10 protein-coding genes and 1 tRNA gene are annotated in these 15512 nt (G+C 70.1%); all 11 read left to right on the forward strand.

Translation table 11 applies throughout. From position 1 onward, the window contains the following. Positions 1 to 84 precede the first annotated feature (84 nt). The 11 genes from AB0O19_RS05395 (at position 85) to AB0O19_RS05445 (ending at position 15451) form a co-directional block, all read left to right on the forward strand. Complete coding sequence (locus tag AB0O19_RS05395) at positions 85 to 882, forward strand: hypothetical protein (protein WP_363617953.1); 798 nt, start codon at positions 85 to 87, stop codon at positions 880 to 882. Between the two features lie 265 nt (positions 883 to 1147). Beyond that, a complete protein-coding gene (locus AB0O19_RS05400) occupies positions 1148 to 2011 on the forward strand; it encodes a hypothetical protein (RefSeq protein ID WP_363617955.1) in 864 nt (287 codons plus the stop codon). Between the two features lie 366 nt (positions 2012 to 2377). Beyond that, the gene (gene rplJ / locus AB0O19_RS05405; protein WP_063348937.1) at positions 2378 to 2941 is read left to right on the forward strand and encodes a 50S ribosomal protein L10; all 564 of its coding nucleotides are present in this window, start codon (positions 2378 to 2380) and stop codon (positions 2939 to 2941) included. Between the two features lie 84 nt (positions 2942 to 3025). Beyond that, the gene (gene rplL / locus AB0O19_RS05410; protein ID WP_208869184.1) at positions 3026 to 3409 is read left to right on the forward strand and encodes a 50S ribosomal protein L7/L12; all 384 of its coding nucleotides are present in this window, start codon (positions 3026 to 3028) and stop codon (positions 3407 to 3409) included. A gap of 722 nt (positions 3410 to 4131) precedes the next feature. Next, positions 4132 to 7608, forward strand: a complete 3477-nt coding sequence (gene rpoB / locus AB0O19_RS05415; RefSeq protein WP_350877059.1) for a DNA-directed RNA polymerase subunit beta — start codon at positions 4132 to 4134, stop codon at positions 7606 to 7608. Positions 7609 to 7706: 98 nt separating this feature from the next. Further along, complete coding sequence (locus tag AB0O19_RS05420; RefSeq protein WP_350877062.1) at positions 7707 to 11600, forward strand: DNA-directed RNA polymerase subunit beta'; 3894 nt, start codon at positions 7707 to 7709, stop codon at positions 11598 to 11600. Between the two features lie 174 nt (positions 11601 to 11774). Next, positions 11775 to 11848: transfer RNA gene (locus tag AB0O19_RS05425), tRNA-Met, on the forward strand. A gap of 179 nt (positions 11849 to 12027) precedes the next feature. Next, positions 12028 to 12702, forward strand: coding sequence for a hypothetical protein (locus tag AB0O19_RS05430; protein WP_363617957.1), 675 nt, complete (start codon positions 12028 to 12030; stop codon positions 12700 to 12702). A gap of 82 nt (positions 12703 to 12784) precedes the next feature. Next, positions 12785 to 13972 (forward strand): sensor histidine kinase, encoded by a 1188-nt coding sequence (locus tag AB0O19_RS05435; protein WP_363617959.1) that lies wholly within the window; start codon positions 12785 to 12787, stop codon positions 13970 to 13972. Next, on the forward strand, positions 13969 to 14649 hold the full coding sequence (locus AB0O19_RS05440; RefSeq protein ID WP_363580070.1) for a response regulator transcription factor: 681 nt from the start codon (positions 13969 to 13971) through the stop codon (positions 14647 to 14649). Before AB0O19_RS05435 ends, AB0O19_RS05440 begins: the two co-directional genes overlap by 4 nt. A gap of 190 nt (positions 14650 to 14839) precedes the next feature. Beyond that, entirely contained in the window at positions 14840 to 15451 is a 612-nt protein-coding gene (locus AB0O19_RS05445) for a hypothetical protein (RefSeq protein ID WP_363617961.1), read from the forward strand. The last annotated feature ends 61 nt before the right edge of the window (positions 15452 to 15512 follow it).

Raw genomic sequence — 15512 nt, forward strand, 5'->3', positions numbered from 1 at the left:
CATCTGGCGATCCGTTAGAGTCCGCGTGAGAAGAAGCCGAAAATCGGTTCTTCATCGGATCGTTCGGATCTCACGGGGGACTCCATGCGCGCTGCGCGCCTCGCCTCGACCGTCGTCACCGCGGCCGTGCTGCTCGGTGCCGCCACCGCCTGCGGCAGCAAGGGCGGCGACGCGGCGCCGGCCGGAGACCCCAAGGCCGCGCTGGCCGCCTCCGCCCTGGTGATGCAGAAGGCCGGCAACGGCAAGGTCACCATGGTCTCCCCGGACGGCTCGACCCACACCGCGGGCAGCGGCGACGCCGACTGGAAGGACCCGAACCGGACGGCCGTCGACCTGACGGGCGAGGTGGAGACCAAGAAGATCCGGTTCCGGGTGATCGGGACCGACGGCTACCTCGGCGGCGGCGACACCGAGGCCGCCGCCATGGGCGGCAAGCACTGGATCAAGCTGCCCGCCTCGAACGAACTCGGCGACGGCGTCCTGCTGATGAGCCAGCTGCTCGACCCGGTCGCCCAGCTCGGGCTCGCCGCGCAGAGCGGCAAGCCCGCCAAGGTCGGCCAGGAGAGCCTCGACGGCGTCCAGGTCACCCACCTGCGGGTGGTCGAGGAGGCCTCCGCCATGGTGGCCGGCATGCCGGCGCTCACGGCCGACCAGCGCACGGCCGTCCAGAAGTCCCTGGAACAGGACGGCAGGACCCTCACCATCGACTTCTGGCTCAACGGCCGGCAGGAACTCGTCCAGTACCAGGAGTACGGCGACAAGAACGGCGAGCACGACGCCGTCACCGTCAAGTACGCGGACCTCGGCAAGGCCGCGAAGATCGACGCCCCCGCCGCCACCGACCTCGGCAGCGAGACCGACCTCCTCAAACTGCTCGGCTGATCCGCCGAGCCCGCGCACCGGAGCCGACACGGCTCCCTCCGTACCGAACGGTTGCCCCCGGGGCGCAGCACGGCAAGTCCACCGTCCTCTACTCGGACTACGGCACGCCGGTCACCACTGCGGTGCGGAGGCGGCCGACACGGTGGAACTGGCCGAGCTGGCGAAGCTGGGCAAGGGGGGCGCCACCGGCTGATCCGGGGCAGGGTGGCAAGGTGGCCGGAACGAAAGCCGCCGACGCGGCGCCCGGGCGAGAGGGGACCAGACGATGGCGGGACGACGGCGGTTGGCGGCGCTGGCCGCGGTCGTCCTGCTGGCGAGCGGGCTGGCCGGATGCGGCGGGGGTGGCGGCACGCCGGTCGTGCCCTCCGGCAGCCCGACCCCGACCAGTTCCTCGTCGACCGAGGCGGCCAAGCCCAGCGACCGCTCGCCGCACGGCGTCCTGGTCTCCGCCCAGCTGGCCATGCAGACCGCCCGCCGGGCCAAGGTCAGCTACCGGCTGGGAGCGGACGCCGGGGCCGGGCCGCTGTTCTGGCAGCCCAAGACGGCGCTCCAGATCAAGCGCTCCACCCCGGCCGACGCCGAGCAGCTGATCGTCGTGGACACCGTCGCCTACCAGGGCGGTGACGCCGCCACCGCGGCCCGCCAGGGCGGCCGGCACTGGGAGCGCTTCTCCGTCCCGCCGGACCCGGACGGCCACCGGGAGGTCCCGTACGCGGGGCTGATCGACCTGCTGAACCCGGTCGAGGCGCTGGCCGCCGCCACCGCCGACGGGGTGGACCCGCGGTTCGTGGGTGAGGAGAAGTTCGACGACTCGACGGTCGAGCACTACCGGATCACCACCACCGCCGAGCGCTACGCCGCCGCCCAGACCCAGCTGACCCAGGCCCGCCGGGACGGCCTGCGGGCCGCGCTGGCCCCCGGCGGCTCGATCTCGCTCACCGTGGACCTCTGGCTCAACGACAAGGACCAGCTGGTCCGGCTCCAGCGCACCGGCAGCGGTGACAGCGGCCGGGCGGACGACTCGATCCTCTACTCCGACTTCGCCGGCGCCCTGCTCTCGGTGCAGGCCCCGGCCGAGGCGGACACCGTGGACACCGGGCCCCGGACGGTCTCCCCACTGGCCCGCTGAGCCCCGTCCGGCGCGGCCGGCCCGGCGGGGATCGGCCGTTCAGGGGCGATTTGCCCCGGACGGCCGAGTCCGGTTACTGTTACCGAAGCCAAAGACCGCTGGTTGTCACCGTTCTCGCGAGGGATTCGGTGGCCGAAGGATCTGCGCTTCGTCGCAGGCAGCCCGCGCAGGTGTGTCTGGAGCTTCGACTTCCGGGTCCGCGTTCGCGCGAACATCCGTTGAGGTCGTTTCGAGCCCCGTGCGCCCTGCGCACCGGGGCTCATCTGCTTTTCCGCAGGCTTTCCTTCCGTCCGGTTGGTTCGAGGCGTGAATGGTCGACTTTCGCGGTCGGCCGGATTTCGACATCACGGAAGGAGGCGTAAGCCTATGGCAAGGCCCGACAAGGCTGCTGCCGTCGCCGAGATCACGGACAAGTTCCGTGGCTCCTCCGCGGCGCTGCTGACCGAGTACCGCGGTCTCTCGGTGAAGCAGGTCAAGACCCTGCGTCGCTCGCTCGGCGAGAACGCCGAGTACGCCGTGGTGAAGAACACGCTGACCAAGATCGCGGCCAACGAGGCCGGGATTTCGGAGCTCGACGACCTGTTCAACGGTCCGACGGCTGTCGCCTTCGTCACCGGTGACCCGGTGGAGTCGGCGAAGGCTCTGCGTGACTTCGCCAAGGAGAACCCCGCTCTCATCATCAAGGGCGGTGTCCTTGACGGTAAGGCGCTGTCCGCCGATGAGATCAAGAAGCTCGCGGACCTCGAGTCCCGCGAGGTGCTGCTCGCCAAGCTGGCGGGTGCCCTGAAGGCCAAGCAGTCCCAGGCTGCCGCGCTCTTCCAGGCCCTGCCGTCGAAGCTCGTCCGCACTGTGGACGCGCTGCGCGACAAGGTCGAGCAGGGCGGTGCCGGTACGCCGGCTCCCGCCGCCGAGGACGCCGCCGCCGAGTAATCGGCAGGCTCACGCCTCGCTGCGGGCCCGTGCCCGCCCCACCCGTACATACGGCATCACCTGCCGATTTAGTGGAAGGACGCCATCATGGCGAAGCTGTCCCAGGACGAGCTGCTCGCGCAGTTCGAGGACCTCACCCTCATCGAGCTCGCTGGCTTCGTGAAGGCCTTCGAGGAGAAGTTCGACGTCACCGCCGCCGCCCCGGTCGCCGTTGCCGCCGCCGGTGGCCCGGCCGCCGTTGAGGCCGTCGAGGAGCAGGACGAGTTCGACGTCATCCTCGATGGTGCCGGCGACAAGAAGATCCAGGTCATCAAGGAGGTGCGCACCCTGACCTCCCTCGGCCTGAAGGAGGCCAAGGACCTCGTTGACACCGCTGGTGCCAAGGTCCTGGAGAAGGTTGCCAAGGACGTTGCCGAGAAGGCCAAGGCCGCCCTCGAGGGTGCCGGCGCCAAGGTCACCGTCAAGTGACTTCTCGCCCCCTCTGAGGGGGCCTGAAGCCGGGCCGATCACCCTTGTGGGTGGTCGGCCCGGCTTTTTCGCGTTTCCGGCCCTGAGCGGCCCTGGGGCGGCCCCCGGGCCGGTCCGCGGCCGGGATGCGCCGGTGTGGCCGAGAGCCCACTCGGCAGCGTCGGTGCGGACGGGTATGGTGATCACCGTCATCGACTGTGGCCCCCACCACGGCTTCTGTAACGCCGGGGGGCGTCCGGCCGATGGACGGGTCGAGGTCCGCACCGCCTGCGGGCCCTTGACGAACCCGGCGAGGCGCGCGATTCTCAAGGCGCGAGTCCGCCCGGTTGGTTTGCCCCTGGATGCATAACCAGTGGCTCAGGCGGGAAATGACTCCACGTGAGTTATGGGGCCCGGGCAGTGCCCGGGCCGGTGCAGTACCCGGTGGGCGTTCGCGTCCGCCGGCTACCGGGAGGAGTCTCCGATTCGGTTTCCGAATCAGAGCTGGACAGCAGTGTGCCCTTTGGCTACACTGTCCCTTTGCGCTGCCTGTTAGCTGCTCCGTGACTCGTCGCCCGGAGTCTGCGTTGCCCTGAAGGGGTCTGGCATCGCCTCCGCAAAGCGGCTCTGACCTGGGATCTCGATCCCGGCGGAGGCCAGTGGCGAGGGAGGCGGGACCAAGCCCGTGAAGGCCCGGCTGGTACGCGCGTAGTGAGCTCCGAGCCCTCGGAAGGACCCCCCTCTTGGCCGCGCCGCGCAACGCCTCGAACAATTCCGCCGCATCCACCGCCCCGCTCCGCGTCTCCTTCGCGAAGATCAAGGAGCCCCTCGAGGTCCCCAACCTCCTGGCCCTGCAGACCGAGAGCTTTGACTGGCTGCTCGGCAATGCGGCCTGGAAGTCCCGGGTCGAGGCGGCGTTGGAGAACGGTCAGGACGTCCCCACCAAGTCCGGTCTGGAGGAGATCTTCGAGGAGATCTCCCCGATCGAGGACTTCAGTGGGTCGATGTCGCTGACCTTCCGCGACCACCGTTTCGAGCCGCCGAAGAACTCGATTGACGAGTGCAAGGACCGCGACTTCACGTTCGCGGCTCCGCTCTTCGTCACGGCCGAGTTCACCAACAACGAGACCGGTGAGATCAAGTCTCAGACGGTCTTCATGGGCGACTTCCCGCTCATGACCCACAAGGGCACGTTCGTGATCAACGGCACCGAGCGTGTCGTCGTGTCGCAGCTGGTCCGCTCCCCGGGCGTGTACTTCGACTCCACCCTGGACAAGGTGTCCGACAAGGACATCTACTCCTGCAAGGTCATCCCCTCGCGTGGTGCCTGGCTGGAGATGGAGATCGACAAGCGCGACATGGTCGGCGTCCGCATCGACCGTAAGCGCAAGCAGTCCGTCACCGTGCTGCTCAAGGCGCTCGGCTGGACCAACGAGATGATTCTCGAGGAGTTCGGCGAGTACGAGTCCATGCGCAACACCCTGGAGAAGGACCACACCCAGGGCCAGGACGACGCGCTGCTGGACATCTACCGCAAGCTGCGTCCTGGCGAGCCGCCGACGCGCGAGGCCGCGCAGACGCTTCTGGAGAACCTGTACTTCAACCCGAAGCGCTACGACCTCGCCAAGGTGGGCCGCTACAAGGTCAACCGGAAGCTGGGCAACGCCGAGTCGCTGGACTCCGGCGTGCTCACCGAGCCCGACATCATCGGTGCGATCAAGTACCTGGTGAAGCTGCACGCCGGTGAGACCGAGTGGAACGACCAGACCGGTCGCGACATCGTGGTCGAGGTCGACGACATCGACCACTTCGGCAACCGTCGCCTGCGCAACGTCGGTGAGCTCATCCAGAACCAGGTCCGTACGGGTCTCGCCCGTATGGAGCGCGTCGTGCGCGAGCGCATGACCACCCAGGACGTCGAGGCGATCACGCCGCAGACCCTGATCAACATCCGGCCGGTCGTCGCCTCCATCAAGGAGTTCTTCGGCACCAGCCAGCTGTCGCAGTTCATGGACCAGACGAACCCGCTGTCGGGCCTGACCCACAAGCGCCGTCTGTCCGCCCTCGGCCCCGGTGGTCTCTCCCGTGAGCGCGCCGGCTTCGAGGTCCGTGACGTGCACCCCTCGCACTACGGGCGCATGTGTCCGATCGAGACCCCCGAAGGCCCGAACATCGGTCTGATCGGGTCGCTGGCCTCGTACGGCCGGGTCAACGCCTTCGGCTTCATCGAGACCCCGTACCGCAAGGTCATCGAGGGTGTCGTCACGGAGCAGGTCGACTACCTCACGGCCGACGAGGAGGACCGCTACGTCATCGCGCAGGCCAACGCCCCGCTGACGACGGAGCTGACCTTCGCCGAGCCGCGTGTCCTGGTCCGCCGCCGTGGCGGCGAGATCGACTACATCCCGGGCACCGAGATCGACTACATGGACGTCTCGCCGCGCCAGATGGTGTCGGTCGCGACCGCCATGATCCCGTTCCTCGAGCACGACGACGCCAACCGCGCGCTCATGGGCTCGAACATGATGCGCCAGGCGGTGCCGCTGCTGAAGAGCGAGGCTCCGCTGGTCGGTACCGGCATGGAGTACCGCTGCGCCGTCGACGCCGCGGACGTCATCACCGCCGAGAAGGCCGGTGTCGTCCAGGAGGTCTCGGCCGACTACGTCACCGTCGCCAACGACGACGGCACGTACACCACGTACCGCGCCGCCAAGTTCACCCGCTCCAACCAGGGCACCGCCTTCAACCAGAAGGTGCTCGTGGACGAGGGCGCCCGGGTCGAGTCCGGCCAGGTGCTGGCCGACGGCCCGTGCACCGACGAGGGCGAGATGGCCCTCGGCAAGAACCTGCTCGTGGCGTTCATGTCGTGGGAGGGTCACAACTACGAGGACGCGATCATCCTGTCGCAGCGCCTCGTGCAGGACGACGTCCTCTCCTCGATCCACATCGAGGAGCACGAGGTCGACGCCCGTGACACCAAGCTCGGCCCCGAGGAGATCACCCGGGACATCCCGAACGTCTCCGAGGAGGTCCTCGCCGACCTCGACGAGCGCGGCATCATCCGCATCGGCGCCGACGTCGTCACCGGCGACATCCTGGTCGGCAAGGTCACGCCCAAGGGCGAGACCGAGCTGACCCCGGAGGAGCGCCTGCTCCGCGCGATCTTCGGTGAGAAGGCCCGTGAGGTCCGCGACACCTCGCTGAAGGTGCCGCACGGTGAGTCCGGCAAGGTCATCGGCGTCCGCGTCTTCGACCGCGAAGAGGGCGACGAGCTGCCCCCGGGCGTGAACCAGCTGGTCCGCGTCTACGTGGCCCAGAAGCGCAAGATCACCAACGGTGACAAGCTCGCCGGCCGTCACGGCAACAAGGGCGTCATCTCGAAGATCCTGCCGGTCGAGGACATGCCGTTCCTGGAGGACGGCACCCCGGTCGACATCATCCTCAACCCGCTGGGCGTCCCGTCCCGAATGAACCCGGGACAGGTCCTGGAGATCCACCTCGGGTGGCTCGCCAAGCAGGGCTGGGACGTCTCCGGCCTCGCCGACGAGTGGGCCCAGCGCCTCCAGGCGATCGGCGCCGACACCGTCCAGGGCGGCACCAACCTCGCCACCCCGGTCTTCGACGGCGCCCGCGAGGACGAGATCACCGGCCTGCTGGACAACACCACCCTCACCCGTGACGGTGAGCGCCTGGTGAACTCCACCGGCAAGGCCCGGCTGTTCGACGGCCGCTCCGGCGAGCCGTTCCCGATGCCGGTCTCGGTCGGCTACATGTACATCCTCAAGCTGCACCACCTGGTCGACGACAAGCTGCACGCCCGTTCGACCGGTCCGTACTCGATGATCACCCAGCAGCCGCTCGGTGGTAAGGCGCAGTTCGGTGGTCAGCGCTTCGGTGAGATGGAGGTGTGGGCCCTTGAGGCGTACGGCGCTGCTTACGCGCTGCAGGAGCTGCTCACCATCAAGTCCGACGACGTCCTCGGCCGCGTGAAGGTCTACGAGGCCATCGTCAAGGGCGAGAACATCCCCGAGCCCGGCATTCCCGAGTCCTTCAAGGTCCTCATCAAGGAAATGCAGTCGCTCTGCCTCAACGTGGAGGTGCTGTCCTCGGACGGCCAGTCCATCGAGATGCGGGACTCCGACGAGGACGTGTTCCGCGCCGCCGAGGAGCTCGGCATTGACCTGTCCCGGCGCGAGCCGAGCAGCGTCGAAGAGGTCTGACGGAGGTTGGGCCGGCTGCCCGAGCAGCCGGCCCGCCCCCAGGCCCCCCTCAGACCACATGAACGACTCTCGACTTACGAAAGAGGGCTTGACGACCAGTGCTTGACGTCAACTTCTTCGACGAGCTCCGCATCGGCCTGGCCACCGCCGACGACATCCGCCAGTGGTCGCACGGCGAGGTCAAGAAGCCGGAGACCATCAACTACCGCACCCTGAAGCCCGAAAAGGACGGACTCTTCTGCGAGAAGATCTTCGGCCCCACCCGGGACTGGGAGTGCTACTGCGGTAAGTACAAGCGCGTCCGCTTCAAGGGCATCATCTGTGAGCGCTGCGGCGTCGAGGTGACCCGCGCCAAGGTGCGCCGTGAGCGGATGGGCCACATCGAGCTGGCCGCCCCGGTCACCCACATCTGGTACTTCAAGGGCGTGCCGTCCCGCCTGGGCTACCTGCTCGACCTGGCGCCGAAGGACCTCGAGAAGGTCATCTACTTCGCCGCCTACATGATCACCTGGGTCGACGACGAGCGCCGCCAGCGCGACCTGCCGTCCCTGGAGGCGCACGTCTCGGTCGAGCGCCAGCAGATCGAGAACCGCCGCGACTCCGACCTCGAGGCCCGTGCCAAGAAGGCCGAGACCGACCTGGCCGAGCTGGAGGCCGAGGGCGCCAAGGCCGACGTGCGCCGCAAGGTGCGCGAGGGCGCCGAGCGCGAGATGAAGCAGCTGCGCGACCGCGCGCAGCGCGAGCTCGACCGCCTCGACGAGGTGTGGGCGCGCTTCAAGAACCTCAAGGTCCAGGACCTCGAGGGCGACGAGCTGCTCTACCGCGAGCTGCGCGACCGCTTCGGCACCTACTTCTCCGGCTCGATGGGCGCGGCGGCCCTCAAGGACCGCCTCGAGACCTTCGACCTGGCGGAGGAATCCGAGCGCCTGCGCGAGATCATCCGCACCGGCAAGGGCCAGAAGAAGACCCGTGCGCTGAAGCGCCTCAAGGTCGTCTCCGCGTTCCTGCAGACCACCAACAAGCCCAACGGCATGGTGCTGGACTGCGTCCCGGTCATCCCGCCGGACCTGCGTCCGATGGTGCAGCTGGACGGTGGCCGCTTCGCGACCTCCGACCTGAACGACCTGTACCGCCGCGTGATCAACCGCAACAACCGCCTGAAGCGGCTTCTCGACCTCGGCGCGCCCGAGATCATCGTGAACAACGAGAAGCGCATGCTCCAGGAGGCCGTCGACGCCCTGTTCGACAACGGCCGTCGCGGCCGTCCGGTCACCGGCCCGGGCAACCGCCCGCTGAAGTCCCTCAGCGACATGCTGAAGGGCAAGCAGGGTCGTTTCCGCCAGAACCTGCTCGGCAAGCGCGTCGACTACTCGGCCCGTTCGGTCATCGTCGTCGGCCCGCAGCTCAAGCTGCACCAGTGCGGTCTGCCCAAGGCCATGGCGCTGGAGCTCTTCAAGCCGTTCGTGATGAAGCGCCTGGTCGACCTGAACCACGCGCAGAACATCAAGTCGGCCAAGCGCATGGTCGAGCGTGCCCGCCCGGTCGTGTGGGACGTGCTCGAAGAGGTCATCGCCGAGCACCCCGTCCTGCTGAACCGTGCGCCCACCCTGCACCGCCTCGGCATCCAGGCCTTCGAGCCCCAGCTGGTCGAGGGCAAGGCCATCCAGATCCACCCGCTCGTCTGCACCGCGTTCAACGCGGACTTCGACGGTGACCAGATGGCCGTCCACCTGCCGCTCTCCGCGGAGGCGCAGGCCGAGGCCCGCATCCTGATGCTGTCCTCGAACAACATCCTGAAGCCGGCCGACGGTCGCCCCGTCACCATGCCGACCCAGGACATGGTGCTCGGCCTGTTCTTCCTGACCTCGGACCGGGAGACGGTGAAGGGCGGTGGCCGTTCCTTCTCCTCGACCGCCGAGGCCGTCATGGCCTTCGACGCCCGCGAGCTGGACGTCCAGGCCCCGATCGAGCTGCGCCTGCCGGCCGGCACCGTCCCGCCGCGCGGCTGGACCCCGCCGGTGGACGAGGAGGGCCAGACGGCCTGGTTCGACGGCGAGCCGTTCCGCCTGACCACCACCCTGGGCCGCGCGCTCTTCAACGAGCTGCTGCCCGAGGACTACCCGTTCGTCGACTACGAGGTGGGCAAGAAGCAGCTCTCCGCGATCGTCAACGACCTGGCGGAGCGCTACCCCAAGGTCGTCGTCGCGGCGACCCTGGACAACCTGAAGGCGGCCGGTTTCCACTGGTCGACCCGCTCGGGTGTCACCGTCTCGATCTCCGACGTCGTCGTCCCGCCGAACAAGCCCCAGATCCTCGAGGGCTACGAGGCGAAGGCGGAGAAGGTCCAGCGTCAGTACGAGCGCGGCCTGATCACCAACGACGAGCGCAAGCAGGAGCTCATCGGCATCTGGACCCAGGCGACCAACGAGGTCGCCGAGGCCATGAACGAGAACTTCCCGAAGACGAACCCCATCTTCATGATGGTCGACTCGGGTGCTCGTGGAAACATGATGCAGATGCGCCAGATCGCCGGTATGCGTGGTCTGGTGTCGAACGCCAAGAACGAGACCATCCCGCGACCCATCAAGGCGTCGTTCCGTGAGGGTCTCACCGTGCTGGAGTACTTCATCTCCACCCACGGTGCCCGTAAGGGTCTGGCGGACACCGCCCTCCGTACCGCCGACTCCGGCTACCTCACCCGTCGTCTGGTCGACGTCTCCCAGGACGTCATCATTCGCGAGGAGGACTGCGGCACCGAGCGCGGCCTGAAGCTGGCGATCGGCACCGTCGGTGCGGACGGCGTGCTGCGCAAGGCCGACGACGTCGAGACCAGCGTGTACGCCCGCATGCTCGCCGAGGACATCACGGTGGACGGCAAGCTCCTTGCCACCGCCAACACCGACCTCGGTGACGTGCTGATCGACGAGCTGATCCGCCACGGCATCGGCGAGGTCAAGACCCGCTCGATCCTGACCTGCGAGTCGGCCGTCGGCACCTGCGCCTTCTGCTACGGGCGTTCGCTGGCCACCGGCAAGCTGGTCGACATCGGTGAGGCGGTCGGCATCATCGCCGCCCAGTCCATCGGTGAGCCCGGTACCCAGCTGACGATGCGTACCTTCCACACCGGTGGTGTGGCCGGTGACGACATCACCCAGGGTCTGCCGCGTGTCGTCGAGCTCTTCGAGGCCCGTACCCCCAAGGGTGTGGCCCCGATCTCGGAGGCCACCGGCCGGGCGCGGATCGAGGACACCGAGAAGACCCGCAAGCTCGTCATCACCCCGGACGACGGCAGCGACGAGATCGCCTACCCCGTCTCCAAGCGTGTGAAGCTGCTGGTCAGCGAGGGCGAGGCGGTCGAGGTCGGCCAGAAGCTGACCATGGGTGCCACCAACCCGCACGACGTCCTGCGCATCATGGGCCAGCGTGCCGTCCAGATCCACCTGGTCGCCGAGGTCCAGAAGGTCTACAACTCGCAGGGTGTGTCGATCCACGACAAGCACATCGAGATCATCATCCGGCAGATGCTCCGCCGCGTGACGATCATCGAGTCGGGCGACGCCGAGCTGCTCCCGGGCGAGCTCGTCGAGCGCGGCCGCTTCGAGACCGAGAACCGTCGCGTGGTCGCCGAGGGCGGTCACCCCGCCTCCGGCCGTCCGCAGCTGATGGGTATCACCAAGGCCTCGCTGGCCACCGAGTCCTGGCTGTCGGCCGCCTCCTTCCAGGAGACGACCCGGGTCCTCACCGACGCGGCGATCCACGCCAAGTCGGACCCGCTGCTGGGCCTCAAGGAGAACGTCATCCTCGGTAAGCTCATCCCGGCCGGTACGGGTCTGCCCCGCTACCGCAACATCCGGGTCGAGCCGACCGAGGAGGCCAAGGCCGCGATGTACTCGGCCGTCGGCTACGACGACTACGACCTGTCGCCCTTCGGCGCCGGCTCCGGCCAGGCGGTCCCGCTGGACGACTACGACTACGGCCCGTACACCGGCTGAGTCCGACGTTCGACTGTCAGGGCGGTCACCCCTCGCGGGGTGGCCGCCCTGCGGCGTTCCCGCTGCGGGGGCGAGGGGGCCGGGGGGCCGGGGTCCGGGGGGCCGGGGTCCGGGGGCCCTGCGGGGCACGGATTAGGTTCCCCGGCAGAAGTCGCGTAGAGTCGTGTTTACCGACGCGGGGTGGAGCAGCTCGGTAGCTCGCTGGGCTCATAACCCAGAGGTCGCAGGTTCAAATCCTGTCCCCGCTACTCAGTAGCAACGAAGGGCCCGGAGGCATCAAGCCTCCGGGCCCTTCGTCGTTCCCGGGAGCGGCCCCTCCCTCGTGCGGGGGAGGGGCCGGAACCGCTCTGGTGAGGGAGGCGGGGGAGGGGACGGCCGGGGGAGGCTTCGCGTGTCGGGACGGCGGGGCTTTCGAAGGGGGCCGGGCATGAAGCGGGTACTGGGCGCGGTGGCGATCACGGGGGCGGTGCTGGTCGGGATGTCCGCCTGCCTGCCCTTCGGGGACGACCAGGAGCACCGGACCGTGGACTACGGGGTGTCGGAGCCGGTCGGGGAGCTGGTGGTCGAGGCGCACACCGGCGGGATCGTGGTGACCGGCGGCGGCGACGCGGTGCACGTGACCGAGGAGCAGAACTACCGGGGCGAGGCGCCGCGGACCACGCACGAGGTGAAGGACGGCGTGCTGCGGCTGACGTACGACTGCCGGGGCTGCGGCGTCGGGTACACCGTGCAGGTGCCGGCCGGGACGAAGGTGCGGGTGACCCAGGAGACCGGCGGGGTACGGCTGGTCGGGCTGGCCGCCGAGGTGGAGGCCTCGGTGGACACCGGCGGGGTCGAGGCCACCCGGCTGACCTCGCAGACCGTCCGGTTGAGCACCCGGACCGGCGGGGTGCGGGCCGACTTCGCGGCGGCACCCGTGAAGGTGGAGGCGAAGGCGGAGACCGGCGGGGTGCGGGTCAGGGTGCCGGCCGGGGAGGCGTACGCGGTGGACGCGCACGCCGGGGCCGGCGGAGTGGAACTCGGGATCCCCTCGCAGCCGGGGGCGGCGCGCAGCATCACGGCGCGTACGGGCGCCGGCGGAGTGTCGGTCGACGGTGTCTGACCGGGCCGTTCCGGAGGTCCTGCCGGTAGGGCATGATCTTCTCCGCGGGGGCGGTGCCCCCGGACCCGGGGGAGGGGCGGCGGTGGTGCGAGCGGCGCGCTGGCAGAGCTGGTCGGCCGGGCTGAGTCCGTACGTGCTGGACTCGCTGCTGGCCGTGGCATCGGCCGGGATCTCGGTCTGGGCGGTCGGCAACGACGACACGGCCTGGCCGTGGTGGGTCTACCTGGTGGCGGTGTCCACCTCGCTGTCGCTGCCCTGGCGGCGCCGGGCGCCGCTGGCCGCGCTGGCGGCGGGCAGCGTGGCCCTCATGACGCTGTCCGTGGTGGCGCACTCGGCGAGTCCGCAGGTGCCGCTGGCCGGGGTGATCGGCATCTACACGGTGGCGGAGCGCTCCCCGGACCGGCAGCGCTGGACGGTGCTGGCGGTGGTGGTGGTCGCCAACGTGATCGGCACCCACTCGCCCAACGGCATGCTGTTCAGCCTGCTCACCTCGGTCGGCTCGTTCGTCTTCGGCTCGCTGGTGCGCGCCCAGCGGCGGCTGGCCCGGCTGGAGGCCGAGCGGGCCCGCGAGGCGGGGGAACGGGCGGCGAGTGAGGCGGGCCGCGCGGTGGTGGAGGAGCGGGCCCGGATCGCCCGGGAGATGCACGACATCCTGGCGCACGCCGTGTCACTGATGATCATCCAGGCCGAGGCCGGGCCGCTGGTGGTGCACGCCAACCCGGACCGGGCGATCCGCGCCTTCGACACCATCGCTGACGCGGGCCGCGACGCGATGGTCCAACTGCGTCGCGTCCTCGGAGTGCTGAAGGAGGAGGGGGCCGGCCCTGAGCTGGCCCCGCAGCCCCGGTTGGCCGAACTCGCCGACGTGGCAGAGCGGGTGCGCCGGGCCGGACCGGCGGTGGAGCTCGAACTGGCCGACGGGCTGGGCGCGGTGCCCGCCGACCTCCAGGCGGCGGCGTACCGGATCGTGCAGGAGGCGCTGACCAACACGGTCAAGCACTCCGGCGCCGATCGGGTGGCGGTCCGGGTGCGGCGGTCCGGGGACACCCTGGAGGTCGTGGTGTCCGACAACGGGCGCGGGCTGCCGGTGACCGTCGGCGGCGCGGTGAACGGCTGGTCCGGCGGCCGCGGGCTGGTCGGCATCCGGGAGCGGGCGGCGGCCTGCGGCGGGCGTGCCGAGGCCGGACCCGGACCGGAGGGCAAGGGCTTCCTGGTGAGTGCCCGGCTGCCGTTGGGGGTGGCGGGCGTGGTGGAGAAGGCGGGCGGATGAATCCGATTCGGGTGGTCGTCGCGGACGACCAGGAGCTGGTGCGGGCAGGGTTCGGGATGATCCTGGACGCGCAGCCCGACATCGAGGTGGTGGCCGAGGCGCGCGACGGCGCCGAGGCGGTCGAGGCGGTCCGCGCCCACGGCCCGGACGTCCTGCTGCTGGACGTCCGGATGCCGGTCATGGACGGGCTGGAGGCGGCCCGCCGGGTCTGCGCCGAGTTCCCGTCCACCAAGGTGATCATGCTGACCACCTTCGACGCCGACGACTACGTCTTCGACGCGCTGTACGCGGGCGCCAGCGGCTTCCTGCTCAAGGACGTCCGGCGGGACGACCTGGCGCACGGGGTGCGGATGGTGGCCTCCGGGGAGGCGCTGCTCGCGCCCTCGGTGACCAGGCGGCTGATCGGCGAGTTCGCCGCCCGCCGCCCGGGCTCGCCCGAGCGGGCGGTCCGGCCGCCGTCCAAGCTGCTGGAGCAGCTCACCCTGCGCGAGCAGGAGACCCTGCGGCTGCTGGCGCGCGGGCTCTCCAACGCGGAGATCGCGGCCGAGCTGGTGGTCAGCGAGCACACGGTGAAGACGCACGTCAGCAATGTGCTGAGCAAGCTGGGGCTGCGGGACCGGGTGCACGCGGTGGTGTTCGCGTACGAGGCCGGCGCGGTGGTGGCGGGGGAGGCGTAGGGCGCTCCTCCGGATCACGCCGGGCGCGCGGGGCGCCTGGGCGGGGCTCCCCCGTGCGGGGGAGGCGGCGGGTTCGCCGGTGCGGGCGATCCGCGACGAGGGGTGCGGCGGACAGCATCTGTGGTGTCGGAACGGACCACGGGCCACCAGCTACCTGCCGGGGCCGCGGATCACCACAGGAGATCGTCGGATGAACACCCCGCAGCAGAACCGCCGCACCGCCTACGCCGTCGTCGGCGCCCCCGCCCTGATGGCCCTCTACGGGGGGATCCGGCTGGTCCCGGGCTCCCGGGAGCCCGGCCTCGGCTGGACGGTCGGCCACACCGCGATGTTCGCCGGGCTGCTGCTGTTCGCCCCGGTCCTGCTCGCCCTGCGCGGGCTGCTCGCCCCGCGCGGGACCACGGCCGGGCGGCTCGCGGCCGGTGCCGCGCTCGGGACGGCGTTCGCCGGCCTGGCGGCCTCGCTGGTGCAGATCGGGATCGATCTGTACGTCGGCCTGGCGGCGGCGGACAAGGCCGGGCAGTCGCGGCTGTTCGACCGCGTCCAGGGCGTCCCCGGGGTGCTGCCGGCCGTCTACCGGATCGGCCCGCTGCTGTTCTACGTCGGCCTGCTGGCCCTGCTGGTCGCCGCCGCGGTGGGCGCGGCCCGGACGCTGCCCTGGTGGAGCCCGGTGCTGATGCTGGCCGGCACCGCCGCCTCGGGGGTCGACCTGGCGCTGATCCCGGTGGCCGCGGTCTGCTACCTGGCGGCGCTGGCCCCGCTGGCCCGCCGCTCCGCCGCTCCCCGCCCGGCACTGGTCTGACCGGCACTGGTCTGACCGGCGTCGGCCTGACCGGTGTTGGTCCGACCGGGCGGTACGGACG

Origin of the sequence: Kitasatospora sp. NPDC091276 (assembly GCF_040684355.1) — a bacterium.
Lineage (GTDB): Bacteria > Actinomycetota > Actinomycetes > Streptomycetales > Streptomycetaceae > Kitasatospora.

Excerpts from the sequence above, each read along its gene's own strand:
- AB0O19_RS05430 (WP_363617957.1), top strand. The coding sequence starts at position 12,028 with ATGAAGCGGGTACTGGGCGCGGTGGCGATCACGGGGGCGGTGCTGGTC.
- AB0O19_RS05400 (WP_363617955.1), top strand. The coding sequence starts at position 1,148 with ATGGCGGGACGACGGCGGTTGGCGGCGCTGGCCGCGGTCGTCCTGCTG.
- AB0O19_RS05445 (WP_363617961.1), top strand. The coding sequence starts at position 14,840 with ATGAACACCCCGCAGCAGAACCGCCGCACCGCCTACGCCGTCGTCGGC.
- AB0O19_RS05395 (WP_363617953.1), top strand. The coding sequence starts at position 85 with ATGCGCGCTGCGCGCCTCGCCTCGACCGTCGTCACCGCGGCCGTGCTG.
- rplJ (WP_063348937.1), top strand. The coding sequence starts at position 2,378 with ATGGCAAGGCCCGACAAGGCTGCTGCCGTCGCCGAGATCACGGACAAG.
- AB0O19_RS05440 (WP_363580070.1), top strand. The coding sequence starts at position 13,969 with ATGAATCCGATTCGGGTGGTCGTCGCGGACGACCAGGAGCTGGTGCGG.